The sequence below is a fragment of the Streptomyces sp. NBRC 109706 genome (genome assembly GCF_000974485.1).
GTDB lineage: Bacteria > Actinomycetota > Actinomycetes > Streptomycetales > Streptomycetaceae > Streptomyces.
The window spans coordinates 871,855-894,582 of the sequence record NZ_BBOM01000006.1 but is presented as its reverse complement, the minus strand read 5'-3'; the positions used below and the strand labels follow the sequence as shown (position 1 = coordinate 894,582).

The 22,728-nt window shown below is 74.1% G+C and carries 24 protein-coding genes; 9 read left to right on the top strand and 15 right to left on the bottom strand.

Features of this window, described 5'->3' with window-relative positions; all coding sequences use genetic code 11:
* The first annotated feature begins 24 nt into the window (after positions 1-24).
* Positions 25-534 (top strand): hypothetical protein, encoded by a 510-nt coding sequence (locus AOM46_RS14140; protein ID WP_062210624.1) that lies wholly within the window; start codon positions 25-27, stop codon positions 532-534.
* 760 nt (positions 535-1,294) lie between these two features.
* On the opposite strand, the gene proC is transcribed toward AOM46_RS14140, so the two are convergent.
* From proC to AOM46_RS14115, 5 genes are all read right to left on the bottom strand, one after another.
* Positions 1,295-2,107 carry a pyrroline-5-carboxylate reductase gene (proC, locus tag AOM46_RS14135; RefSeq protein ID WP_062210621.1) on the bottom strand — a complete coding sequence of 271 codons (813 nt, stop codon included), beginning with the start codon at positions 2,105-2,107 and terminating at the stop codon, positions 1,295-1,297.
* 131 nt (positions 2,108-2,238) lie between these two features.
* Entirely contained in the window at positions 2,239-3,021 is a 783-nt protein-coding gene (locus AOM46_RS14130) for a class I SAM-dependent methyltransferase (protein WP_062210617.1), read from the bottom strand.
* A 203-nt stretch (positions 3,022-3,224) separates the two neighbouring features.
* Positions 3,225-3,512 (bottom strand): hypothetical protein, encoded by a 288-nt coding sequence (locus tag AOM46_RS14125; protein ID WP_062210614.1) that lies wholly within the window; start codon positions 3,510-3,512, stop codon positions 3,225-3,227.
* Positions 3,509-3,853 carry a winged helix-turn-helix domain-containing protein gene (locus AOM46_RS14120; RefSeq protein ID WP_062210919.1) on the bottom strand — a complete coding sequence of 115 codons (345 nt, stop codon included), beginning with the start codon at positions 3,851-3,853 and terminating at the stop codon, positions 3,509-3,511. Before AOM46_RS14120 ends, AOM46_RS14125 begins: the two co-directional genes overlap by 4 nt.
* Before the next feature lie 200 nt (positions 3,854-4,053).
* Positions 4,054-4,587: a hypothetical protein gene (locus tag AOM46_RS14115; protein WP_067226184.1), complete on the bottom strand. Its 534-nt coding sequence runs from the start codon at positions 4,585-4,587 to the stop codon at positions 4,054-4,056.
* A gap of 133 nt (positions 4,588-4,720) precedes the next feature.
* Here AOM46_RS14115 and AOM46_RS14110 point away from each other — a divergent pair, with 133 nt between their 5' ends.
* A complete protein-coding gene (locus AOM46_RS14110; RefSeq protein ID WP_062210611.1) occupies positions 4,721-6,892 on the top strand; it encodes a protein kinase in 2,172 nt (723 codons plus the stop codon).
* 79 nt (positions 6,893-6,971) lie between these two features.
* On the opposite strand, the gene ilvD is transcribed toward AOM46_RS14110, so the two are convergent.
* A complete protein-coding gene (ilvD, locus tag AOM46_RS14105; protein WP_062210608.1) occupies positions 6,972-8,813 on the bottom strand; it encodes a dihydroxy-acid dehydratase in 1,842 nt (613 codons plus the stop codon).
* Positions 8,814-8,928: 115 nt separating this feature from the next.
* Positions 8,929-9,813 (bottom strand): hypothetical protein, encoded by an 885-nt coding sequence (locus AOM46_RS14100; RefSeq protein WP_062210605.1) that lies wholly within the window; start codon positions 9,811-9,813, stop codon positions 8,929-8,931.
* A gap of 37 nt (positions 9,814-9,850) precedes the next feature.
* Here AOM46_RS14100 and AOM46_RS14095 point away from each other — a divergent pair, with 37 nt between their 5' ends.
* On the top strand, positions 9,851-10,783 hold the full coding sequence (locus tag AOM46_RS14095) for a Ppx/GppA phosphatase family protein (RefSeq protein ID WP_062210602.1): 933 nt from the start codon (positions 9,851-9,853) through the stop codon (positions 10,781-10,783).
* Between the two features lie 10 nt (positions 10,784-10,793).
* On the opposite strand, the gene AOM46_RS14090 is transcribed toward AOM46_RS14095, so the two are convergent.
* Positions 10,794-11,531 (bottom strand): ABC transporter permease, encoded by a 738-nt coding sequence (locus tag AOM46_RS14090; RefSeq protein ID WP_062210600.1) that lies wholly within the window; start codon positions 11,529-11,531, stop codon positions 10,794-10,796.
* Positions 11,528-12,322, bottom strand: coding sequence for an ABC transporter ATP-binding protein (locus tag AOM46_RS14085; protein ID WP_062210597.1), 795 nt, complete (start codon positions 12,320-12,322; stop codon positions 11,528-11,530). Before AOM46_RS14085 ends, AOM46_RS14090 begins: the two co-directional genes overlap by 4 nt.
* Between AOM46_RS14085 and AOM46_RS14080 the strand changes: the two genes are divergently transcribed.
* A complete protein-coding gene (locus tag AOM46_RS14080) occupies positions 12,321-13,232 on the top strand; it encodes a sugar phosphate isomerase/epimerase (RefSeq protein ID WP_078856788.1) in 912 nt (303 codons plus the stop codon). The two genes, AOM46_RS14085 and AOM46_RS14080, sit on opposite strands and share 2 nt — an antisense overlap.
* The gene (locus AOM46_RS14075) at positions 13,229-13,963 is read left to right on the top strand and encodes a TetR/AcrR family transcriptional regulator (RefSeq protein ID WP_062210592.1); all 735 of its coding nucleotides are present in this window, start codon (positions 13,229-13,231) and stop codon (positions 13,961-13,963) included. Before AOM46_RS14080 ends, AOM46_RS14075 begins: the two co-directional genes overlap by 4 nt.
* Here the strand turns inward: AOM46_RS14075 and AOM46_RS14070 are convergent.
* Positions 13,960-15,588, bottom strand: a complete 1,629-nt coding sequence (locus AOM46_RS14070) for a hypothetical protein (protein ID WP_062210590.1) — start codon at positions 15,586-15,588, stop codon at positions 13,960-13,962. The two genes, AOM46_RS14075 and AOM46_RS14070, sit on opposite strands and share 4 nt — an antisense overlap.
* A gap of 139 nt (positions 15,589-15,727) precedes the next feature.
* Here AOM46_RS14070 and radA point away from each other — a divergent pair, with 139 nt between their 5' ends.
* Both radA and disA read left to right on the top strand, forming a co-directional pair.
* Complete coding sequence (gene radA / locus AOM46_RS14065) at positions 15,728-17,125, top strand: DNA repair protein RadA (RefSeq protein WP_062210587.1); 1,398 nt, start codon at positions 15,728-15,730, stop codon at positions 17,123-17,125.
* Between the two features lie 44 nt (positions 17,126-17,169).
* A complete protein-coding gene (disA, locus tag AOM46_RS14060) occupies positions 17,170-18,294 on the top strand; it encodes a DNA integrity scanning diadenylate cyclase DisA (protein WP_062210585.1) in 1,125 nt (374 codons plus the stop codon).
* A 56-nt stretch (positions 18,295-18,350) separates the two neighbouring features.
* Here the strand turns inward: disA and AOM46_RS14055 are convergent, their stop codons facing one another.
* Positions 18,351-19,169, bottom strand: coding sequence for a hypothetical protein (locus AOM46_RS14055; RefSeq protein ID WP_158920424.1), 819 nt, complete (start codon positions 19,167-19,169; stop codon positions 18,351-18,353).
* Positions 19,170-19,302: 133 nt separating this feature from the next.
* Here AOM46_RS14055 and AOM46_RS14050 point away from each other — a divergent pair, with 133 nt between their 5' ends.
* Positions 19,303-20,235 (top strand): A/G-specific adenine glycosylase, encoded by a 933-nt coding sequence (locus AOM46_RS14050; RefSeq protein ID WP_062210580.1) that lies wholly within the window; start codon positions 19,303-19,305, stop codon positions 20,233-20,235.
* Here AOM46_RS14050 and AOM46_RS14045 read toward each other — a convergent pair.
* On the bottom strand, positions 20,211-20,924 hold the full coding sequence (locus AOM46_RS14045; RefSeq protein WP_062210570.1) for an NADPH-dependent F420 reductase: 714 nt from the start codon (positions 20,922-20,924) through the stop codon (positions 20,211-20,213). The genes AOM46_RS14050 and AOM46_RS14045 overlap by 25 nt on opposite strands.
* 113 nt (positions 20,925-21,037) lie before the next feature.
* Between AOM46_RS14045 and AOM46_RS14040 the strand changes: the two genes are divergently transcribed.
* On the top strand, positions 21,038-21,442 hold the full coding sequence (locus AOM46_RS14040) for a helix-turn-helix domain-containing protein (protein ID WP_062210566.1): 405 nt from the start codon (positions 21,038-21,040) through the stop codon (positions 21,440-21,442).
* Here AOM46_RS14040 and AOM46_RS14035 read toward each other — a convergent pair.
* Genes AOM46_RS14035 through AOM46_RS14025 form a run of 3 tightly spaced genes read right to left on the bottom strand, consistent with a single transcriptional unit; the run spans position 21,361 to position 22,660 of the window.
* Positions 21,361-21,819 carry an N-acetyltransferase gene (locus AOM46_RS14035; RefSeq protein ID WP_062210560.1) on the bottom strand — a complete coding sequence of 153 codons (459 nt, stop codon included), beginning with the start codon at positions 21,817-21,819 and terminating at the stop codon, positions 21,361-21,363. The genes AOM46_RS14040 and AOM46_RS14035 overlap by 82 nt on opposite strands.
* On the bottom strand, positions 21,803-22,387 hold the full coding sequence (locus AOM46_RS14030; protein ID WP_062210557.1) for a DNA-3-methyladenine glycosylase I: 585 nt from the start codon (positions 22,385-22,387) through the stop codon (positions 21,803-21,805). Before AOM46_RS14030 ends, AOM46_RS14035 begins: the two co-directional genes overlap by 17 nt.
* Before the next feature lie 51 nt (positions 22,388-22,438).
* Entirely contained in the window at positions 22,439-22,660 is a 222-nt protein-coding gene (locus tag AOM46_RS14025) for a hypothetical protein (RefSeq protein WP_062210555.1), read from the bottom strand.
* Positions 22,661-22,728 lie beyond the last annotated feature (68 nt).

Sequence of the window (22,728 nt, the reverse complement as noted above, 5' to 3'; positions counted from 1 at the left end):
GTCCCGGCCGACCGATCGGGCAGGATGAGTGCTCCGACCGATCGGGGGAGGTCCGGGGTGGGCTATGTACTGCACGCGCTGATCGCGGACGACGGGCTGCTGCGCGCCGCGACGGGGGACATCGCCGAGGCCCGGGTGGTGCCGCTGCGGCAGGGCCTGTCGCTGGTGCCGATGACGGACGACCTCTTCGACGCGGTCACGGACGGCGGCCCCGCCGACGCGCTGGGCTTCTGGCGGCTGCCGGGAGGCTTCGACGAATTGCTCGCCCGGTGGTCGGCGCACGGCCCCATCGCCTATGCGGAGGCCGAGTACTTCGCAGGCACGGGCGAGCAACGAGCGGCCGTCTGGGCGGACGGCGCACTGGCCCTCGGCCCCCTGGAATCGCCCCCTGGCCCGGGCGACCCCGAAGCGGTCGGCCCGATCTCCCTGGCCCTGCGCCGGCTGGGCGCACGGAGCAGCCCCGGCGAGGACGAGTTCCAATCCGTCGAACTGAACCGCCACCGCAGCACCGACGCCTGGCTCCCACCCACCTGAGCCCACCGCCACGACGGGCGCTTGGCCCGCGCGGGCCGGGCCGCGCGCCTCGCCCCAGAGCGCCGGCGGCCAAGCGGCGGCCGCTTGGCGCGGGAGCGCGCCCGCGCTGACGCGGGGGCCACAGCTGCGGACCGGGCCGGTGCCCCGCACGCCAGCCGGGCGCCGGGCCGGCGTTCCGGACACGACCCATACGGCACGCCGACCGCCACAACACCGCACACGGCCGGAGACGGTTCGCCTGCGGCGAGGCGGAGCCCTGTTCGCCGACCGCGGTCTGCACAACGCCACCGACCGCCAGCGGCAACCAGCGCGCAGCGCCGGAGCCACAGGCCACACCCCACCCCGCAGAACGCAGCTCACCACCCGCACCGCCCACCGTCGCCTAACCGCCAGCGGCAACCAGCGCGCGGCGCCGGAACCGCAGGCCGCACCCCGCCCCGCGCAACGCAGCTCACCACCCGCACCGCCCGCCGTCGCCTAACCGCCAGCGGCAACCAGCGCGCAGCGCCGGAACCGCAGGCCACACCCCACCCCGCAGAACGCAGCTCACCACCCGCACCGCCCACCGTCGCCTAACCGCCAGCGGCAACCAGCGCGCAGCGCCGGAACCGCAGGCCGCACCCCGCCCCGCGCAACGCAGCTCGCCACCCGCACCGCCCGCCGTCGCCTAACCGCCGGAGGCAACCAGCGCGCAGCGCCGGAGCCGCAGGCCGCACCCCGCACCGCCCGCCGTCGCCTAACCGCCGGAGGCGGCCGGTGGTCAGTTGGCCGTGGCGGAGCCGAGTTCGCGGCTGCGGTCGCGGGCGGCTTCGAGGGCGGCCAGGAGGGCCGCGCGGACGCCGTGGTTCTCCAGTTCGCGGATGGCGTTGATGGTGGTGCCGCCCGGGGAGGTGACCGCCTCGCGGAGGGTGACGGGGTGTTCGCCGCTGTCGCGCAGCATCACCGCCGCGCCGACGGCGGCCTGGACGATCAGTTCGTGTGCCTTGTCCCGTGGCAGGCCGAGCAGGATGCCGGCGTCGATCATGGCCTCGACCAGGAAGTAGAAGTAGGCCGGGCCCGAGCCGGAGAGCGCGGTGGCGGCGTCCTGTTGGGACTCGGGGAGCCGCAGCGTCTTGCCGACGCCGTCGAAGATCGCCTCGGTGAGGGCCAGGTGTTCCTCGGTGGCGTGGCCGCCGCCGGAGATCACCGACATGCCCTCGTCGACGAGCGCCGGCGTGTTGGGCATGACGCGCACCACCGGGGTGCCGGGGGTCAGACGGGACTCGACGAAGGCCGTGGTGATGCCGGCCGCCGCGCTGATCACCAGCCGGTCGGCCGGGGTGTGCGGGGCGAGTTCGTCGAGCAGGGCCGGCAGGTCCTGTGGCTTGACGGCGAGGATCAGCGTGTCGGCCAGTTTGGCGGCCTCCGCGTTGTCGACCGGTGTGACGCCGTGCCGGGTGCGCAGTTCCTGGGCACGTTCGGCGCGGCGGGCGGTGACCAGCACCTCGGACGGGCTTCTGCCGGCCTTCAACAGTCCGGTCAGCAGCGCTTCGCCGATCTTTCCGGTGCCGATGACGGCGATCTTCCGGGACATCGCGTGGCTCTCCCGCTTCGTGCGCTCGGTGACAGGTGGGGCTCGGTGACGGCTGGGGGGCGGCGCGTTCCCCAGGGTCGCCGTCATCCTCGCACCGTGCCGGGCGCGGCGCGCGGCCGTCCGGGTTTCGGTCACTCGTCCCGGGGCGTCAGCCGTTCGGGCCTGGGCAGGAAGGTGAGTCGCACGGTGTAGGGCTCGACGATCCGGCCGTCGGGGAAGAGCTCGCCGACGATCTGCGCCTCCCTGGCCAGCACCGGCCGGGTCTCCTCGGGGTCGAGGACGGCGAACGAGGAGTGGGTGGCGAGGTTGGCGAGGTGGGTGGCCAGCGGGACGGTCCGTTGCCAGGACGTCTCGCGGTAGACGGGGCGGAGCGCGGGTTCCAGGGCGGTGAGGTGGCCGGCGACGGTTCTGGTGATGTCGCCGACATGGTGCGAGGGCAGCGCTTCCTTGAGCCGCGCGGCCTGTTCGTCGAGCCAGGGCACCGTCAGATCGGGGCGGTTCCACCAGAGGGCCAGCGCGCCGCCGGGGCGCAGTACCCGCAGGGCCTCGGGGAGGGCCACCTCGGGGCGGGTCCAGTGCCATGCCTGGGCGTAGGTGATCAGGTCGGCGGAGGAGTCGGCGAACGGCAGGGCGTCGCCGTTGCCGCGCACCAGGCCGACGCCCGGGCCGGCCGCCCGTAGTTGGGCGGCCATCTCGGCGCCCGGTTCGACGGCGGTGACCCGGGCGCCGCGTTCGGCGAGGGCGCGGGTGGCCTTGCCCGTTCCGGCGCCGACGTCCAGCACCCGCAGGCCGGTCAGTGGGCGGCCGAGCAGTTCCTCGACGGCGTCGTAGTGGGTGGGCGGGTAGTCGGGGCGGGCGGCGGCGTACTCGGCTGCGACGGCGTTGAACGAGCTGGCGAAGTCTGTGGTCCGCATGGGCCTCAGCCTTCCCCACCGCCATCTCCGGCACCAGGGTCGCGGGGCGTGGAGCTGTCCCGGGTGCGGGGGTGCTCCCTGGGGAAACCGTCGTTGTCGTACTGGCCCTTGGGTGGCCCGGGCCGCAGGAGCCGGACCAGTCGGTGCAGCGTGTGCATGAGAACTCCCTGTCGGTTGCGGATGGACGAGCGGACGGGCCGGGGTCAGTCGACCTCGCGCATCATGCGTTCCATCGAGCGGAGGGACTTGCGGGTCTCGGCCAGCTCGTCGCTGTAGCGGCGGAGGATCTCGGTGTTGTCCTCAAGCAGGTCGGCGTACTTGACGCTCAGCCGCTTGTACTCCTCCTCGCGGGTGGCGAGCATTCTGGCCCGCCAGGTGGCGGCGACCTGCCAGACGACGACGATCATCAGGACGAACACGCCGCCCGTGCCGAGGGCCGCCGCCCAGACGCCGGCGGCGTCCACGTCCTGGGCGACTGGAAGGTCGTTCACTGCGTTTCCTCTCTCTGCACGGCCGGGCTGAGTGTCGCGACCGCCCCGGCGATGCTCTCCGGGCTCAACTGGTATACGAACGCGGTGACTTCGTAGAACCTCATGGCCTTGCCCTCGGCCGAGAGCTCCAGTGAGCCGACGACGAGCCCGGCCGCCTCAAGGCGCTGCAGGTGCATGTGCAGCAGGGGGCGGCTGATGCCGGTCTCCCTGGCCAGCCGGCTGACGTAGTTCCGCTCCCGGACGAGGGAGGCGATGATCCGCAGCCGGTGCGGGTTGCTGAGGGCGGCGAGCACCTTCAGCAGATGGTCGCCTTCGGGGGCGGCGTCGGCGTTCTCTCGCACGCCTTCCTCCTCGGCACCGTGGCCGCCGGCCAGGTCGTCCACTCGTCTCGTTCCGTGTTCGTGCTCGCAGCGTTCCAGCGCGGCGAGAGGTGCGTCAAGAAAAACTGACACATGCAAGGGGCGGCTAAGGGGGAACCCTGAGCCGCCCCTGAGGCCCGGGCCCCGGCCCCTGCGGGGTGGCGTCAGGACCGTCCCTTACGTCAGGACCGTCCCTTACGGCGTCGCGCCGGGTTGCGGGAGCGCTTGCCGACCAGCCTGCGGTGCCGCGCCAGGGCTGCCTCGTACTCGGCCCGCGCCAGCCGTTCGCCCGGCGCCTCCACGGCGCTGCGCAGCGAGTAGGCGAGCAACACCCCGAGGAAACCGACCACGTTGATGCTGCGGAACGCCGACTCGTCGACCTGGCTGTCGGGTTGGGGCCTGGTGAAGCGGAGCCACTGGCGGCTGAAGGCGAGCACGGTGCAGATGGCGAAGGCGAGGATCACCAGGACGCCCAGCCAGCCCGGCGTCTCCACGCCGGTGAGCCCGCCGTAGCCGACGATCAGCACCAGCGCCCCGGCGGCCGTGAGCGCGGCGCCGCCGACCGTCAGCGCCACCCGGCGCAGCAGGTAGCCGCGGGAGCGGTCCACCCAGCTGGTGCCGTAGAACCTGATCGGCTCGGGGCGCGGCGCGTCCTCGGACACGGGCGCGCGGTCGGACGCGGACGTGGGCTGAGCGGGCTGCGCAGACTTGGACATGTGGTCGATTATCTCCGCCGGCTCGGGCGGAGTTCACCCCACCCACGCCAGTACGCTGTTCCCCGGCGGAACCGCGACAGACCGACGTACCACGTACGACAACGGGCATCAGGCCACTTCGGGGGGAGTCACCATGACGGACGGTGGTGGTGAGAGCGCGCCCGCGCGCATCGGCGCCTATGTGCTGGAACGGCGTCTCGGCAGCGGCGGGATGGGCGTCGTCCATCTGGCGCGCACGGTCGCCGGGCGGCAGGTGGCGATCAAGGTCATTCGCCGCGAGTACGCGGAGAGCGAGGACTTCAGGGCCAGGTTCCGGCGCGAGGTGGCGGCGGCCCGGCGGGTGAGCGGCGCCTTCACCGCGCCGGTCGTGGACGCGGACCCGGACGGCGATCCGCCCTGGTTGGCGACGCTCTATGTGCCGGGTGGCTCGCTCACCGAACGGATAGACCGCGAGGGCCCGTTGACCGCGCGGGAGGCGGCCGGGGTGGGCGCCGAGCTGGCCGAGGCGCTGCTGGACATCCACCGCTGCGGCCTGGTGCACCGGGATCTGAAGCCGGGCAACGTACTGCTGGCCGAGGACGGCGTGCGGGTGATCGACTTCGGCATCTCCCGGGCCCTGGCCGACAGCCACCGCCTCACCGAGGACGGCGCCGTGCTGGGCTCGCCGCCGTTCATGGCGCCCGAGCAGCTGACGGGCGACGGGGAGGTGACGGAGGCGGCCGACGTGTTCGCGCTGGGCGCCGTGGTGGCCTTCGCCGTGACCGGGCACAGCCCGTTCGAGGCCGGCCGGCTGCCCGGCGGCGATCCGCTGGCCGTGGCCTACCGGGTGGTGCACGAGGAGCCGGATCTCTCCGATGTGCCGGACTCGTTGCGGGGGCTGGTCGGCCTCTGTCTGGCCAAGGATCCGGCGCAACGGCCCGAGGTGGCGGCCGTGCTGCGGATGGCGGCCTTCGCCGACACCAGGGCGCAGGCCGCCGTGGTGCGGTCCTCGCAGGTCTGGCAGTCCGGCCGGCAGGAGCGGGACACGGGGGAGCGCGGGGGCGCGGACGAGAGCGCGCCCACCGCGGCCGGGCGCCGTCCGCGCCGGCGCGGGCGCCGGCTGGCGCTGGCCGCGGTGGCCCTGGCGACGGTCGGTGCGGTGGCCACGGTCGGCCTGTTGAACGCCACGGGCGACGACGGCGCCGACGGCGGCGACGACCGGCCCACGGCGGAGCAGCCGGCCGAGGACCCGGCGGCGGAGTTCGCTCCCTGGGAGGTCGACCTCTACGACTGGGGCATCGAGGACGTGACGACGGACGGCGTCCGCTGCGAGTCGGCGCCCGAACGGCGGGTGCTGTGCTCGGCCGCCGGCCGGCTGACGATACTGCTCGACGCGGACGGCTCGGAGCGCTGGGTGCATCGCGGGCCGCGCACCGGTGTGCTGGGCCCCGGCGCCGCGCTGGTGGGCGATGTGGTGATCACCCAGTCGGAGACCGGCCTGGCGGCGTTGGATCCGGACAGCGGGGAGCCGCTCTGGGAGATCGACGCCCCCGAGCTGGGCGATCTGCTGGCGGCCGGCGAACGGTCCGTCGCGCTGCGCAACGGCGACAGCACGGTGCGCTTCTACGCGGTGGACTCGCCCGAGCCGCTGGGGCGTTGGGAGAGCCCGGGCCGCTATGTCACCGATCTGCTGTCCGGCGGGGCGGCGGGCGACCGTTTCCTGGCCGTCACCAGGGAGGACGAGTCGGGCCAGGACCCGCTGGTCACCCTGCTCTCCTCCGCCGGCGTGCCGGTGTGGCCGACGTCGGTTTCGCCGCCGGTCGAGGCGCTGGGGATGCTGAACCCGGTGGGCATGGACGAGGAGGCCGCGTACTTCGAGGAGTGGGATCCGGATATTCCGGTGATCAACCGGCTGTACCGGCTGGATCTGACCAGCCGGGAGTGGTCGTCCGTCGAACTGCCGGAGGCGACCGAGCCGCGGACGGTACTGGCGGACGGGGTGCTCTACGCTTCCACCATGGGCGGCACGCTGATCGCCGTCGACCCGGCCGCGGGCGAAGTGCTGTGGACGGTGGCGACGGCCGCCGAGACGGCGTCGCTGCCCGCGGTGGTCGACGACGTGCTGTATCTCTCCGACGCGCGGGGCGCGCTGCACCGGATCTCGGCCGCCGACGGCAGCCCGCTGACCGTCGGCGAGCCCCATCCCGGAACCCCGGGCGTCGGCAGCGGCGGCTCCACCCCGGCCCCGGCCATCGGCGACGGCATCGCCTTCGTCCCCACCCTGGGCAACACCCTCTACGCCACACCCCTGGAACCGACCGACTAGGGCCCCGCTTGCGCGTGGGGGCGCCTCGCCCGCCCGAAGGCCGGTGAGGCGCCCCCACGGCGCGTGGCTCGGGTGGGCGTCAGCCCTCCAGCTTGGTGATGTCCCGGACCGCGCCCTTGTCCGCGCTGGTGGCCATCGCGGCGTAGGCGCGCAGCGCCAGCGAGACCTTGCGCTCCCGCTGCACGGGCGCGTACCGGCCGCCGAGCTCGGCGCGGCGGGCGGCCAACTCCTCGTCGGAGACCTTGAGTTCGATGGAGCGGTTGGGGATGTCGATACGGATCCGGTCGCCGTCGCGGACCAGCGCGATGGTGCCGCCTGCCGCCGCCTCGGGCGAGACATGGCCGAGCGAGAGGCCCGACGTGCCGCCGGAGAACCGGCCGTCCGTGATCAGCGCGCACTTGGCGCCCAGGCCGCGGCCCTTGAGGTAGGAGGTCGGGTAGAGCATCTCCTGCATCCCGGGGCCGCCCCTGGGGCCCTCGTAGCGGACGACGACCACGTCGCCCTCCTTGACCCGCTTGGTGAGGATGGCCTCCACGGCCTCCTCCTGGGACTCGACCACCACGGCCGGGCCCTCGAACGTCCAGATCGACTCGTCGACGCCGGCCGTCTTCACCACGCAGCCGTCCTCGGCGAGGTTGCCGTAGAGCACGCCGAGGCCGCCCTCCGCCGAGTAGGCGTGCGCCACATCGCGGATGCAGCCGCCCTCGGCGTCGGTGTCCAGGGTGTCCCAGCGCTCGGACTGGGAGAACGCCTCGGCGGAGCGGACACAGCCAGGCGCCGCGTGGAACAGCTCCACCGCCTCGGGCGAGGGGGAACCGCCCCTGATGTCCCAGGACTTCAGCCAGTCGGCGAGCGAGTCGCTGTGCACGGTGTGCACGTCCTCGTCGAGCAGCCCGGCGCGGTACATCTCGCCCAGGATGGCCGGGATGCCGCCGGCCCGGTGCACGTCCTCCATGTAGTAGCTGCCGTTGGGGGCCACCTTGGAGAGGCAGGGCAGCTGCCGGGAGAGCGCGTCGATCTCCTTCAGCCCGAAGTCCAGGCCGGCCTCCTGGGCGGCGGCCAGCAGATGCAGGATCGTGTTGGTCGAGCCGCCCATGGCGATGTCCAGGGCCATCGCGTTCCGGAACGCCGCCCGGGAGCCGATCGCGCGCGGCAGCACCGTGGCGTCGTCGTCCTCGTAGAAGCGGCGGGTGATCTCCACCACGGCGCGGCCGGCGTCCTCGTAGAGCGCGCGGCGGGCGGTGTGGGTGGCCAGCAGCGAGCCGTTGCCCGGCAGGGAGAGGCCGATGGCCTCGGTGAGGCAGTTCATCGAGTTGGCCGTGAACATGCCGGAACAGGAGCCGCAGGTGGGGCAGGCGTTCTCCTCGATCCTGGCCATGTCCTCGTCGGAGACGGAGCTGTTGGCCGCCTCCGACATGGCGCTGATCAGGTCCAGCTTGCGGACCGTGCCATCGACCAGGGTGGCGGTGCCGGACTCCATCGGGCCGCCGGAGACGAAGACCGTCGGGATGTTGAGCCGCATCGCGGCCATCAGCATCCCCGGCGTGATCTTGTCGCAGTTGGAGATGCAGATCAGCGCGTCGGCGCAGTGCGCCTCGACCATGTACTCGACGGAGTCGGCGATCAGGTCCCGGGACGGCAGGGAGTAGAGCATCCCGCCGTGGCCCATGGCGATGCCGTCGTCCACGGCGATGGTGTTGAACTCGCGGGGCACCCCGCCGGCTTCCTTGATCGCCTCGGAGACGATCCGGCCGACCGGCTGGAGGTGGGTGTGTCCGGGGACGAACTCGGTGAAGCTGTTGGCCACGGCGATGATCGGCTTGCCGAAGTCCTCGCGGGCTACCCCGGCGGCGCGGAGCAGGGCGCGGGCGCCCGCCATGTTGCGGCCGTGGGTGACGGTGCGGGACCTCAAGCTGCCCATGATGTTGCCTCTCCTCGCGAGACGTGCGGCTACCCACCCGAGGCTACGCCCCGCGCCCGCTTTCCGGGACGGCCCTCCCGATATCCGAGACGGCCGCCCGGGGGGACCCGCCAGGTCACACCGGGGGCGCGGCCACCGGGTCGGCGGGGTGCGGAGCGAGCAGCGGCAGTTGACGGGCGCCCGGCGGGATCGTGCCGAGCGCCGCGAGCCTGGCCTCGCACAGCTCGACCAGCTGGTCGTACCCGGCCTTGCCCATCAGCTCGACCAGCTCGGCGCGGTAGCTGAGGTAGAGCGGTTCCGAGGCGCCGTGCGCCGCCGGCGCCCCCGTGCACCACCAGTGCAGGTCGTGCCCGCCGGAGCCCCAGCCCCTGCGGTCGTACTCGCTGATGGAGACATAGAGCAGCTGTTCGCCGTCCGGCTGCTCCACCCACTCGTAGGTGCGGCGCACCGGCAGCTGCCAGCAGACGTCGGGCTTGGTCTCCAGCGGTTCGCGCCCCTCGGCGAGCGCCAGGGTGTGCAGGGCGCAGCCCTCGCCGCCGGCGAAGCCCGGGCGGTTGAGCAGCACACAGGCGCCCTGGTGGCGGCGGGTGCGGCGCTCGCCGTCCTCGTCCAGCTCGACCCAGCCCTTGCGGGAGGTGCCCTCGGCGTGGAACTGCCAGCTCTCCGGGGTGAGTCGGGCGACATGCTCGGCGACCCGCTGCTCGTCCTCCTCGTCGGAGAAGTGCGCGCCCAGGCTGCAGCAGCCGTCGCTGGCCCGGTCCGGCTGGATGCCCTGGCAGCCCCGGCCGAAGACGCAGTTCCAGCGGGAGGTCAGCCAGGTGAGATCGCAGCGGAACACCTGCTCCGCGTCGGACGGGTCGGGGAACTCGACCCAGGCTCTGGGGTGGTTGAGCTCGACCTCCTCGCCGGCGGCACGGCGGGCCGCGCCGTCCCATGCCGTTACGCGCCCTTCGCCCGCGGTGGAGCTTCTGCCCGGCTTCGCCCTCTTCGTCTTCGCCACAACGCCCAGAGTAAGGGGCGGGGTAGCGTTGACGGTCATGAGACTCGGAGTTCTCGACGTGGGTTCCAACACGGTTCACCTACTGGTGGTTGACGCGCATCCCGGGGCCAGGCCGCTGGCCGCCTACTCGCACAAGGCGGAGCTGCGGCTCGCCGAACTGTTGGACGACGACGGCGCGATCAGCCCGGCCGGCGTCGACCGGCTGGTGGCCACCGTCGGCCAGGCGCTTGAGGTGGCCGAGGAGCACGGGGTGGCGGATCTGCTGCCGTTCGCCACCTCGGCGGTGCGCGAGGCGGGCAACGCGGACCGGGTGCTCGCCCGGGTGGCGGCCGAGACGGGGGTGGCGCTCCAGGTGCTCTCCGGGGAGGACGAGGCCCGGCTGACGTTTCTGGCGGCGCGGCGCTGGCTGGGCTGGTCGGCCGGTCGGCTGCTGCTGTTCGACATCGGCGGCGGCTCGTTGGAGATCGCCTTCGGCCTGGACGAGGCGCCGGACGCGGCCGTCTCGCTGCCGCTGGGCGCCGGTCGGCTGACGGCGGCCCGGCTGCCGGGCGACCCGCCGGAGCCGGCGGATGTGCGGGCGCTGCGCCGCGATGTGCGGACCCAGGTGGCGGGCGTGGTCGGGCGGTTCAGCCGGCTGGGCACCCCGGACCGGGTGGTGGCCACCTCCAAGACGTTCAAGCAGCTGGCCAGGATCGCCGGCGCGGCCCGCTCGGCGGAGGGCCAGTTCGCCCGGCGCGAGCTGGGCCGGGCGGATCTGCGGGTGTGGAGCCAGAAGCTGGCGGAGCTGCCGGTGGCGGAGCGGCGGGAGCTGCCCGGGGTCTCGCCGGGGCGGGCCCATCAGCTGCTGGCCGGGGCGCTGGTGGCCGAGGCGGCGATGGACCTGTTCGGCGTCGAGTCCCTGGAGATCTGCCCCTGGGCCCTGCGCGAGGGGGTCATCCTGCGCCGCCTGGACCGGATGCGGACGGCCTGACGCGCGCCGGTCAGGCGGTGCGGCGGCGCAGCGTGGCGGCGCCCAGCGCGAGGACGCCGACGGCCACCGCGCTGACCACCACGACGTCCCGCACATAGTCGCCGGTGACCTCGGCGCTGCGCAGCACCTCGTTCATCCCGTCGACGGAGTAGGACAGCGGCAGCACGTTGGAGGCGTACTCCAGCACCGGCTGCATGCTGTCCCTGGGCGCGAAGAGGCCGCAGAGCAGCAGCTGCGGGAAGATCAGCGCGGGCATGAACTGCACGGCCTGGAACTCCGTGGCGGCGAACGCCGAGACGAACAGGCCGAGCGCGGTGCCGAGCAGCGCGTTGAGCAGCGCCAGGACGAGCAGCAGCCAGGGCGATCCCGCGATGTCGAGGTCGAGCAGGAACAGCGCGACGCCGGTGGCCAGTGTGGCCTGGAGCACGGCGAAGACGCCGAACGCCAGGGCGTAGCCGACGATCAGATCGCCCTTGCCCAGCGGCATCACCAGCAGCCGTTCCAGGGTGCCCGAGGTGCGTTCGCGAAGCGTGGCGATCGAGGTGACCAGGAACATTGTGATCATCGGGAAGATGCCGAGCAGCGACGACCCGATGAAGTCGAACTGGTCGGGGTCGGCGTCGAAGACGTAGTGGAGCAGGACCAGCAGCAGGACGGGCAGCGCCAGCAACAGCACGATGGTGCGCGGGTCGTGGCGCAGCTGGGCGAGCACCCGGCGGGTGGTGGCGAGGGTACGGCTGAGGCTCATCGTCGGGGCTCCCCGGTCGGCTCGGTACGGTCGCGGTCGGCCTCGACCAGCGCCAGAAAGGCGTCCTCCACGCTGTCGGCGCCGGTGCGGCGGCGCAGTTCGTCGGGGGTGCCGTCGGCGAGCAGCCGGCCGTCGCGCATCAGCAGCAGCCGGTCGCAGCGGTCGGCCTCGTCCATCACATGCGAGGAGATCAGCAGCGTGGTGCCGCGTTCGGCGGCGAGCCGGTGGAAGAGGGCCCACAGCGAGCGGCGCAGCACCGGGTCGAGGCCGACGGTCGGCTCGTCCAGCACCAGCAGCTCGGGGGTGCCGAGCAGGGCGGCGGCCAGCGAGACCCGGGAGCGCTGACCGCCGGAGAGGTTGCCGGCCAACGCGTCGGAGTGCCCGGTCAGATCGACGTCGGCGAGCACCCGGCCCACCTCGTCCCGCCGGGCGCCGCGCGCCAGCCCCAGGATCGCGGCGAAGTAGTCGAGGTTCTGCCGGACCGTCAGGTCCGGATAGACGGAAGGGGCCTGGGTGACATAGCCGATGCGGGGCCGCAGCTCGGCCCGGCCGGCGGGCCGGCCGAGGACCTCCAGGGTGCCGCCGACCCGGTCCTGGGCGCCGACGACGGCCCGCATCAAAGTGGTCTTGCCACAGCCCGACGGGCCCAACAGGCCGGTGACCTCGCCGGCGCGCACCGCGAAGTCCAGCCCGCGCAGCACCTGTCGATCGCCGCGTCGCACGTTCAGGCCGGCGGCCAGGACGGCGGGCCCGGGCGGCTCGTCCCGCCCCTGCTCGATTTTATTAATCATGCGTTTAATTATTCGCCCGCCGCCGGCCCGTGGTCAAGCCGCCGTCGGCCGGGCGGCGCGTAGGCTGGTCGCCGTGGCAGATCAGGTACCTGCCGGGACGGCGAAGGTCGGGCTCTCGACGGCCTCCGTCTACCCGGAGAACACGGCCGCGGCCTTCGAGATAGCCGGCAGGCTGGGCTACGACGGCGTCGAGGTCATGGTGTGGACTGACCCGGTGAGCCAGGACGTGGAGGCGCTGCGCCGGCTCTCCGACGAGCACCGGATGCCGGTGCTGGCCGTGCACGCGCCCTGTCTGCTGGTCACCCAACGCGTCTGGTCGACCGACCCGTGGCGCAAGCTGACCACCGCGCGCGCCGCCGCCGAACGCCTCGGCGCCGACACCGTGGTGGTGCACCCCCCGTTCCGCTGGCAACGCGCCTACGCGCGGGGCTTTGTCGACGGCATCCGGCGACTGCACGACGAGAGCGGAGTGCGCTTCGCGGTGGAGAACATGTACCCGTGGCGCTACCGCGACCGCGAAATGCTTGCCTACGCGCCCGGTTGGGACCCGACCGAGGAGGACTACCCGGCGTTCACGCTGGACGTCTCGCACGCCGCCACCGCCCGTGGCGACGCCCTGGCGATGGCCGAGCTGATGGGCGACCGGCTGGCCCATGTGCACATGGGCGACGGCTCGGGCTCCGGCAAGGACGAACATCTGGTCCCCGGGCGCGGCGCCCAGCCGTGCGGCCCGGTGCTCGAACGGCTGGCCGCCGGCGGCTACCGGGGGCATGTGGTCGCCGAGATCAACACCCGGCGGGCGGTCTCCGCGCGGGAACGCGAAGCCGATCTCGCCGCGACGCTGGCCTTCATCCGCCTCCACCTGGCCGGTTCGAGCCCGGCGCCGGCCGACGAGGAACCGGCCCGATGAGCCCCACGGCCCCGCGCCGCCGGGGCCGTCCCTCCCGCGCGGAACAGAACGACGGCACACCCGCCGCCCGGGAGCGCATTCTGGCCTCGGCGCGCGAGGAGTTCGCGGCGCGCGGCTACGACCGGGCGTCGATCCGCGCCATCGCGCGCGGCGCCGACGTCAACCCGGCGCTGGTCCACCACTACTACGGCACCAAGGAACAGGTCTTCGCCGCCGCCGTGGTCGACGCCATCGAACCGGCCGCTCGGGGGCTGGCCGACCAGCGGGCGGCGGGCGCGCCGAACGAGTCGGGCGGGGTTTCGGGACCGGGCGGGGTTCCCGGTGCGGGCGGGATTTCCGGTGCGGGCGGGCCGGCGGACTTCGGGGAACGCTTCACCCGGATGTTCTTCGGCATCTGGCAGAACCCGACCAGTCGGGGACCGCTGTTGGCCGTGCTCCGATCGGCGATGAACAACGAGACCGCCGCCGCGATCTTCCGACGGCTCCTCACCCGGCGGATACTCGCCGAACTGGCCGGCCAACTCACCGTGCCCGACGCCGAACTGCGCGCCGAACTGGCCGCCACCCAGCTGGTCGGCGTGATGCTGGCCCGCCATGTGCTGCGCCTCGAACCGCTGGCCGGCACGGAGAACGAGGAGCTGATCCGCCGGCTGGCGCCCGTCGTGCAGTACCACCTCTTCGGCGAGCCGGGCGAGCCCCACGGGCCGGGCGAGCCGTCCGCCCTCGGCTAACGCGCCCTGGGCGCCGGCTCCTGGGCCGGATCGGGCTCCCCCGGATCGGGCTCCTCCCCCGGCTGGCCGGGATCCTCCGGCTCGGGCTCGCCAGGTCCCGGCGGCGGCTCCTCCCCACCGGGAACGTCCCCGACGCCGTCCACGGTGACCACCATGGCGCCGGGCTCGATGCTGATCCGCCCCTGCCAGGGCCCCGCCGGCTGCCGCGCCCGATCCACCAGCACCTCGATCACCAGAGTCTCGCCCGGCCACAGGGTGCCCGAGGAACGGCCGAGCAGCAGCCAGCCGACATCGCTCTCCGCCGTCCAACTCACCGGCGCGCCACCGGAGACCGTCAACGTGATCAGCGTGCCCGACTCCGTCGTCACCGCCTCGACCGCGAGCTGCCCGGGGGCCGGGGCGGCCGGCTCGTCCGCCTCGGGAGCGGCCGAGGCGGCCCCCTCGTCGGCGGACGGCTCGGCTTCCGCACCGCCCGGCGCGACCGCCCCGTCGCGCGCCGGCTCGTCCGCCGGCGGCGGCGCGCCCCGGCCGGCGCGCTCGCCGGCGGGCTGCCGATCGCCGTCCCTCGCGCGCTCGGCCGGCTCGTCGGGCACGCTGGCCGACATCCCTTCGAGCCCGGCCGCCTCCCCCGTCACCGGCGCACCCCGATACGCCGCCCACAGGGCCAGCACCGGCGCCGCCAGCACCGTGGCCACCACCGTGCCCGTGACGGCGCGGCCGCGCAGCCGCTCCCGGCGCGCGACACGGTCCTTCTCCGGCACGGGAAAGCCCAACCTGTCCCAGCGCGGGCTCGGTTGGGAGCGCGCGCGGAGCACCGCGAGCCGGGCCGCGTGCACCAGCGGACGCGGCGCGCTCACCACCGCCAGCCGGGGCCCCGCGGTGGGCGCCGTGCCCGGCCACCCCAGGCCCGCCATGGCACGCTGCGCCACCAGCCGGCAGGCCGGGCACTCGTCCACATGGCGCACCAGCTCCCGCCGCAGTCGCGGCCCCAGCAGCATCCGCCGGTCGTCGCCGGAGAGCGTGGCGACGGCGGGGCAGCGCGCCGAATCGACGGCGGCGAGCGCCGCCCTGGTGCGCTCCACCTCGCAGCGGGCGGTGGTCAGCAGCGCGTGCGCCGCCTCGTCCGCCAGCCGCAGCACCCGGGCCACCTCGGCCGGCGAGAGCCGATGCCGGGCCGCCAGCTCCAACGCCTCCCGCTGCTCGGCCGTGGTGCCGGCCGCCTCGGGCCAGGCCAGCTGCGCCAACTCCCGCCGCCGCTGGGCGTCCTCGCCGACGGCGCGCGGGCCGGGCGGGCCGCCCTCCTGCCGCCGCTCGCGCTGGAGCGCGAGCCGGCGCAGACAGCACCAGCGCGCCAGCGCGTAGAGCCAGGGGCGCGACAGCGCGGGCTCCCCCGGGCGCCGGCCCCGTTCGTGCTGCCGCTCGGCCAGCGCCAACGCCTCGCCGAGCGCCGCGATGGCCGCGTCGTGCTCGCACATGATGGACAGGCAGTAGGTGAACAGCCCGTCGAGGCTGGCGTCCGCATAGGCCGCCGGGCGCGCGGCGCGCCGGGAGAACGGACCGTGTGCGGTGGCGTGCTGGGGGCTCCTCCCGGCGACTGGGGAGGGCTGTGCGCGGCAGCTGGTCATCACCCGGTGACGGTAGGCGCCCGGGGGCCACCCGGCGGAGCGAGGCGCCCCAGGTTCCCCCCAACGGGTGACGATCGTGGCCCCTGACGGGGCGTCGACTGTCGGCGGGGTGTCAGTGGGCGGCGGTAGCGTTCCGCCCATGGCTCGAAAAACAGACCGCCCGGCGTACCGCTGTAGCGAATGTGGCTGGTCCACGGGGAAGTGGCTGGGCCGCTGCCCCGAGTGTCACGCCTGGGGCACGGTCGAGGAGGTCGGCGGCACCCCGGCGGTGCGCACCGTCCCGGCGGCCCGGGTGGCCTCGCCCGCGCTGCCGATCGGGCAGGTGGACGGCGCGGCGGTGGCGGCCCGCTCCACGGGCGTCCCCGAGCTGGACCGGGTGCTGGGCGGCGGGCTGGTGCCGGGCGCCGTGGTGCTGCTCGCCGGCGAGCCGGGCGTCGGCAAATCCACGCTGCTGCTGGACGTGGCGGCCAAGGCGGCCTCCGATTCGCACCGCACGCTGTACATCACGGGCGAGGAGTCGGCGGGCCAGGTCCGGATGCGGGCCGATCGGATCGGCGCGCTGGCGGACGATCTCTATCTCGCCGCCGAGACGGATCTGGCCTCGGTGCTCGGCCAGTTGGACGCGGTGAAGCCGTCCCTGCTGGTGCTGGACTCGGTGCAGACGGTCGCCTCGGGCGAGGTGGACGGCGCGCCCGGCGGGATGGCGCAGGTCCGGGAGGTCGCCGGGGCGCTGATCCGGGCCTCCAAGGAGCGCGGCATGTCCACGGTGCTGGTCGGCCATGTCACCAAGGACGGCGCCATCGCGGGGCCCCGGCTGCTGGAGCATCTGGTGGATGTGGTGCTGCACTTCGAGGGCGACCGACACGCCCGGCTGCGGCTGGTGCGCGGTGTGAAGAACCGCTACGGCGCCACGGACGAGGTGGGCTGCTTCGAGCTGCACGACGAGGGCATCACCTCGCTCGCCGACCCGTCGGGCCTCTTCCTCACCCGCCGGGACGAGCCGGTCCCCGGCACCTGCCTCACGGTCACGCTGGAGGGGCGCCGTCCGCTGGTCGCCGAGGTGCAGTCGCTGACGGTCGACAGCCAGATCCCGTCCCCCCGGCGCACCACGTCGGGGCTTGAGACGTCCCGGGTGTCGATGATGCTGGCCGTCCTCGAACAGCGCGGCCAGATATCAGCCCTGGGCAAGAACGACATCTACACCGCCACGGTGGGCGGCGTGCGGCTCTCCGAGCCGGCCGCGGATCTGGCGGTCGCCCTGGCCCTGGCCAGCGCCGCCAGCGGCACACCGCTCCCGCAGAACCTGGTCGCCATCGGCGAGGTCGGGCTGGCCGGCGAGGTGCGGCGGGTCACGGGCGTGCAGCGGCGGCTCGCCGAGGCGTCCCGGCTCGGCTTCGGCCACGCCCTGGTGCCGACGGACTCGGGCGAGGTGCCGGCCGGCATGCGGGTGCTTGAGGTGGCGAATATCGGGGAGGCGCTCCATGTGCTCCCGGCCCATCGCGCGGAGTCATCGGGTCGGTCCAGGGCACGCCGGTAGACTCAACCGCTCAGAAGCGCGGTTTCGTCCCCCCGGAGGATTGCATGGCAGCCAGCGACCGGCCGGCGAATCCCGGCAGGGCCGGGAGTGGCTCGGGCACGGACGGTCTGCTGCGCGCCGCGCTGAGCGCGGTCGCCCCTGGCACCCAGCTCCGTGACGGCCTGGAGCGCATCCTGCGGGGCAACACCGGCGGGCTGATCGTGCTGGGCGTCGACCGCACCGTCGAATCGCTCTGCACGGGCGGCTTCGTGCTGGACGTCGAGTTCACCGCCACCCGGCTGCGCGAGCTGTGCAAGCTGGACGGCGCGGTGATCGTCGACCGCGACATCTCCCGCATCGTCCGGGCCGGCGTGCAGCTGGTGCCCGATCCCAGCATCCCCACCGAGGAGACGGGCACCCGGCACCGCACGGCCCAGCGGGTCTCCATCCAGACGGGGTTCCCGGTGGTCTCCGTCAGCCAGTCGATGCGGCTGATCGCGCTCTATCTGGACGGCCAGCGGCGGGTGTTGGAGGATTCGGGCGCCATTCTGTCCCGGGCCAACCAGGCGCTCGCCACGCTGGAGCGGTACAAGCTGCGGCTCGACGAGGTGGCGGGCACGCTCTCCGCGCTGGAGATCGAGGACCTGGTCACGGTGCGGGATGTGGCCGCGGTGGCGCAACGGCTGGAGATGGTCCGCCGGATCGCCGTCGAAATCGCCGAGTACGTCGTGGAGTTGGGCACGGACGGTCGGCTGCTGTCGCTCCAGTTGGACGAGCTGATCGCCGGCGTGGAGCCCGAACGCCAGCTGATCGTGCGGGACTACCTCCCGGAGGCCGGCGGGAAGCGCTCCCGCAAGGTCGGCACCGCGCTCACCGAGCTGGACTCCCTCGGCCATGCCGAGCTGCTGGAACTGCCGCTGGTGGCCCGGGCCCTGGGGTACAGCGTCGCCCCCGAGTCGCTGGACACGGCGGTCTCGCCGCGCGGCTTCCGGCTGTTGGCGAAGATCCCCCGGCTGCCCGGCCTGGTCATCGACCGCCTGGTGGACCACTTCGGCGGCCTGCAGAAGCTGTTGGCCGCCAGCGTGGACGATCTCCAGGCGGTGGACGGCGTCGGCGAGACCAGGGCCCGCTCGGTACGCGAGGGCCTTTCCCGCCTGGCCGAGTCCTCCATCCTCGAACGCTACGTCTGAGCGGCGGCGCCCGATGCCCGGGCGCGGCCCGGTGCCGGTGCCGGCCCGGACAAGTCCTAGTCGGCCTCCAGCCGGAACGGGGTCTGCGCCACCGGGTAGCCGGCGAGCTCGGCCATCGCCAGGTAGGTGCCGGGCTCGGCGGCGGGTCCCGGCTCGGCTTCGCAGTCGGCGACGGAGTGGCGCAGGTCCCAGGTGACGGTGTGGTCGGCGGTGCCGCCCGCCGGCACGGCGGTGGGCCGGCTGGCGGCCGTGTCGGGGCACTCGGCGGACGAGAACACCTGGTTGTCCTGGTCGTCCACCACGGTCAGGGTCAACGTCTGGTGGCCGAAGTCGACTCGGCAGGCGGAGTCGCCGCCGTTCTGCGCGGTCAGCCGCAGTTCGGGGCGCTGCCCGGGGGCGTAGTCGTTGGCGTCGCTGCTCAGCGAGAGGGTCACCGCGCCGGGATCACAGGCCGGCAGGCCCGCGGGATCGCCGCCCGCGCCGCCGGAGGCGCCGCCGTCGGTGCTGCCGGAGCCACCCTCGACGTCCTCGCCGTTCCCCGCGTCGCCCGACTCGCCGTCGCCGTCCCCCTCCGCGCCGCCGTCCTCGCCCCCGTCCGCGTCGCCGGTCTCGTCACCGTCCCCGCCGCCGTTCTCCTCCCGGCCGCCGGGGCGCTCCTCGATCAGGGACTCGGAGGGAGTGGGCCCCGGGGTGATCGACTCCGCCGGGCCCTTGCCGTCGTCCTGACCGGCCGTGTTGTCGCTGTCCCCACCGGTGGAACGTATGGCCCAGAAGACGAGCAGCGCCACCACGGCGACCAGCAACAGCACAACGCCCCTACGGCGCCAGTAGATGGCGGAGGGCAACGGGCCGACCGGAGTTCGCAGTGATCCCACGCGGAAACCTTACGAGACTTCGGACACACCCGAATGCCCGACCTCGACTTGCGAGGACACCGTTGGGTATCAACACGCGCGAAGCACCGTCCGCTTTGTGCCGTGCCCCGGCCATGCCAGGATCGCCCTTGCCATGACTGCGACGACTGCGACTGAGACAGCGCCGGGCGAAGCGGCTCCGGAAACGGACCCCCTGGCCCTCCACACGCCGGTGATCGAGTGGTTCCACCACAACGCCCGTGACCTGCCCTGGCGACGGCCCGAGGCCGGCGCCTGGGGCGTCATGGTCAGTGAGTTCATGCTTCAGCAGACCCCGGTCAGCCGGGTGCTGCCGGTCTACGAGGAGTGGCTGAAACGCTGGCCACGCCCCGCCGACCTGGCCGCCGAGGCGGCCGGCGAGGCGGTCCGCGCCTGGGGCCGGCTCGGCTACCCCAGGCGGGCTCTGCGCCTCCACGGGGCCGCCGCCGCCATAGCGGAACGTCATGGCGGCGAGGTGCCGACCGACCACCACCAGCTGCTGGCGCTGCCGGGCGTCGGCGAGTACACGGCGGCGGCCGTGGCCTCGTTCGCCTACCAGCAACGGCACGCGGTGCTCGACACCAATGTGCGACGGGTCTTCGCCCGGGCGGTCACCGGGACCGAGTACCCGCCCAACGCCACCACCGCGGCCGAACGCAAGCTGGCCCGGATGCTGCTGCCCGACGAACCGACCACGGCGGCCCGTTGGGCGGCGGCCACCATGGAGCTGGGCGCGCTGCTCTGCACCGCGCGCTCCCCCGAGTGCGGCCGCTGCCCCATCGCGGAGCTGTGCGCCTGGCGGCGCGCCGGATCCCCGGCGCACCAGGGCGCGCCCCGCCGGGGCCAGACCTATGTGGGCACCGACCGGCAGGTACGCGGCAAGCTGCTGGCCGTGCTCCGCGAGTCGGCGACGCCGGTGCCCCGCGCGGTGCTCGACCGGGTCTGGCACGACCAGGAGCAGCGGGCCAGGGCGCTGGGCGGGCTGCTCAGCGACGGTCTGGCCGAGCGCCTGCCCGACGGCCGCTACCGGCTGCCGGGCGCCGACTGATCCCGAGCGGCCCCCGGGGCGCTGTGCGCGCCGGCGGGTGGGCCGGCGGCATGGCTCAGCGGCGGCAGCATCGCCCTGGCGTCCTCGCCCGCGCCCACCCACAGGCCGATCACCAGCGCGGCCGTCGCCTCCAACAGCCCGGCCCTGGCCAGGCCGCCGCCGACCTGGGGGACACAGCCGAGATCGCGGACCAGCCGGCGGACCGTCTCCAGCGCCGCCGGATCGTCCCCGCAGAGCGGGACCGCCAGCGGGACCCCGTCGAAGACCGGCGGGGTCATCCGCCAGACGTCCTCGTGGCAGAGGTTGAAGCCCTTCACCACCCGGGCCCCCGGCGCCGCCCCGGCGACGCGGGCGGCCATCGAGGGGCCCCCGTCCGAGGCCGGCACAAAGCCGGGCGCCACCTCGTTGACGCAGTCGATCAGGATCCGCCCGGCCAGCGCGCCCCGGGCGGCGCCGGCCGCCGCCAGCACGTCCAACGCGCCCTCGGCGCGGATCGCCAACAGCACCACCTCGCCGAACGCCGCGGCCTCGGCGAAGTCACCGGCCCGCGCCGCCGGCCCCAGCCGGGCGGCCAGCGCCGCCGCCCGCCCCGGATCGCGCCCGCTCACCAGCAGCCGATGCCCGGCCCGCGCCCAGTGGCTCCCCAACGCCTCGGCCATCCGGCCGGCCCCCAACACCCCGATGTCCACGGTCGATCCAGCTCCTTCGCACGTTCCGGGTCGGACTCGACGAGACTAGGCAGCCCGATGGGCACCGCGCGGTAACCGTCGGAGTGACACCCTGGGACGGAGGGAGGGGTCCGATGCCCGACTTCATGGCGGACTGCCCGGCCAGGCTGGCGTTCGACCTGCTGGGAAACACCTGGAGCGGGGTGCTGGTGTGGGCACTGCGCGACGGACCGCGCCGCCCCGCCGAACTGCGCCGGCGGATCGGCGGCATCAGCGGCAAGGTGCTGCACGAGACGCTGCGCCGGCTGGAACGCGACGGGCTGGTGGCCCGTGAACGGTTCGCCGAGGCGCCGCCCCGGGTCGACTACCGGCTGACCGCGCTGGGGCGCGGCCTGCTGCCCGCGCTCGACGCGGTCGGCGACTGGGCCCATCGGCACGGCCCCGAGGTGCTGGCCGCTCAGGACGCGGCGGACGGACCGCCCAGCGACCAGCTCACCACCGTGCAGGGCCCCTCGGAGCTGCCGCCGGCCGAACGGTAGGTCGCCAGGGCCGGCTCGTTGTCCGTGTCCACCCCCACCCACATCCCGTGGCAGCCCCGCTCGCGCGCCAGCCCGGCCAGCGCCTCCACCAGGCCACGCCCCACCCCGCGCCGGCGGTGCGCGGGCGCCACGGCCAGCTCGTAGAGGAACATCTCGGTGCCCTTGTCGGGGTGCGTCATCTCGACGCCCGAGACCATCCCGACCGGCCCGTCGGCGCCCTCGGCATACGCCAGCAGCAGATGATGCCCCGACGAGGCCAGAAACCGTTCCGCCCAGTCGGCCCGCGCCGGCTCGTCGTAGAGCGGACCGGCGGACAACACCTCGGCCACCGTACGGGCGGCGCCGATCCACCAACCCCAGTCAGGTTCGTCTGACATGGCAGTCGGCCAGATGGTCGTCGACCAGGCCGCACGCCTGCATCAGCGCATAGGCCGTGGTGGGGCCGACAAATCGGATGCCGCGCCGCTTCAGCTCCTTGGCCAGGGCGGTCGACTCGGGTGTGACGGCCGGGATGTCCGCCGTGCCACGGGGCACCGGCCTGCCGACCGGATCGGGGGCGAACGACCAGATCAGCTCCGTCAGCTCGCCATCGGCCCAGTCGGCGATCACCGCCGCGTTCGCCAGCGTGGCCTGGATCTTGAGGCGGTTGCGGATGATCCCGGGATCGGCGAGGAGCCGGGCGGCGTCCGCCTCCGTGAAGCGGGCGACCTCGGCGATCGAGAAGCCGGCGAAGGCGGCTCTGAAGCCCTCGCGGCGGCGCAGGATCGTCAGCCAGGAAAGACCCGACTGGAACGCCTCCAGGGACAGCCGCTCGAACAGCGCGTCATCGCCGCGCACGGGGCGGCCCCACTCCTCGTCGTGATAGACCCGGTAGTCCTCGGGAGCCACGCCCCAGGGACAGCGGGCCAGCCCGTCCGGGCCCGTGACGGCCAGCTTGTCTTCCATGCGGGCAGTCTGCCGCAGGGCACTGACAGTCGGTCCCGGCGGTGCGCGGGCTCAGGGCACCTCGCGCAGATAGAGCGCCCCACAGGTGTGGCAGAACGGCTCGGGGGTGCGGCCCCAGTTGTCGTCGGAGAGGGTCCTGGCATCGGGCCGCAGCTCCCGGCCGCACATGGCGCCCGTCTCGCCGTCCCGCACCATGTGCCAGGTCTTCACCGGCCAGGGCTGGGCCTGCTCGCCCTCCGTCTCCTGGTACTCGGCGCGCATCTCGTGCCGCATGGCCCCGCACCTCCGAAAGCTCGCTGGGCGTCGCTGTCTCCATCGTGAGCGCCCCCGCCCGCGTCCGC

Coding starts and splice junctions, on each gene's coding strand:
- AOM46_RS14095 (WP_062210602.1), top strand. CDS start 9,851: ATGAGACTCGGAGTTCTCGACGTGGGTTCCAACACGGTTCACCTACTG.
- AOM46_RS14075 (WP_062210592.1), top strand. CDS start 13,229: ATGAGCCCCACGGCCCCGCGCCGCCGGGGCCGTCCCTCCCGCGCGGAA.
- AOM46_RS14130 (WP_062210617.1), bottom strand. CDS start 3,021: ATGCGGACCACAGACTTCGCCAGCTCGTTCAACGCCGTCGCAGCCGAG.
- AOM46_RS14040 (WP_062210566.1), top strand. CDS start 21,038: ATGCCCGACTTCATGGCGGACTGCCCGGCCAGGCTGGCGTTCGACCTG.
- AOM46_RS14090 (WP_062210600.1), bottom strand. CDS start 11,531: ATGAGCCTCAGCCGTACCCTCGCCACCACCCGCCGGGTGCTCGCCCAG.
- radA (WP_062210587.1), top strand. CDS start 15,728: ATGGCTCGAAAAACAGACCGCCCGGCGTACCGCTGTAGCGAATGTGGC.
- AOM46_RS14110 (WP_062210611.1), top strand. CDS start 4,721: ATGACGGACGGTGGTGGTGAGAGCGCGCCCGCGCGCATCGGCGCCTAT.
- ilvD (WP_062210608.1), bottom strand. CDS start 8,813: ATGGGCAGCTTGAGGTCCCGCACCGTCACCCACGGCCGCAACATGGCG.
- AOM46_RS14025 (WP_062210555.1), bottom strand. CDS start 22,660: ATGCGGCACGAGATGCGCGCCGAGTACCAGGAGACGGAGGGCGAGCAG.
- AOM46_RS14050 (WP_062210580.1), top strand. CDS start 19,303: ATGACTGCGACGACTGCGACTGAGACAGCGCCGGGCGAAGCGGCTCCG.
- disA (WP_062210585.1), top strand. CDS start 17,170: ATGGCAGCCAGCGACCGGCCGGCGAATCCCGGCAGGGCCGGGAGTGGC.
- AOM46_RS14030 (WP_062210557.1), bottom strand. CDS start 22,387: ATGGAAGACAAGCTGGCCGTCACGGGCCCGGACGGGCTGGCCCGCTGT.
- AOM46_RS14115 (WP_067226184.1), bottom strand. CDS start 4,587: ATGTCCAAGTCTGCGCAGCCCGCTCAGCCCACGTCCGCGTCCGACCGC.
- AOM46_RS14070 (WP_062210590.1), bottom strand. CDS start 15,588: ATGACCAGCTGCCGCGCACAGCCCTCCCCAGTCGCCGGGAGGAGCCCC.
- AOM46_RS14035 (WP_062210560.1), bottom strand. CDS start 21,819: ATGTCAGACGAACCTGACTGGGGTTGGTGGATCGGCGCCGCCCGTACG.
- AOM46_RS14080 (WP_078856788.1), top strand. CDS start 12,321: ATGCGTTTAATTATTCGCCCGCCGCCGGCCCGTGGTCAAGCCGCCGTC.
- AOM46_RS14140 (WP_062210624.1), top strand. CDS start 25: ATGAGTGCTCCGACCGATCGGGGGAGGTCCGGGGTGGGCTATGTACTG.
- proC (WP_062210621.1), bottom strand. CDS start 2,107: ATGTCCCGGAAGATCGCCGTCATCGGCACCGGAAAGATCGGCGAAGCG.
- AOM46_RS14085 (WP_062210597.1), bottom strand. CDS start 12,322: ATGATTAATAAAATCGAGCAGGGGCGGGACGAGCCGCCCGGGCCCGCC.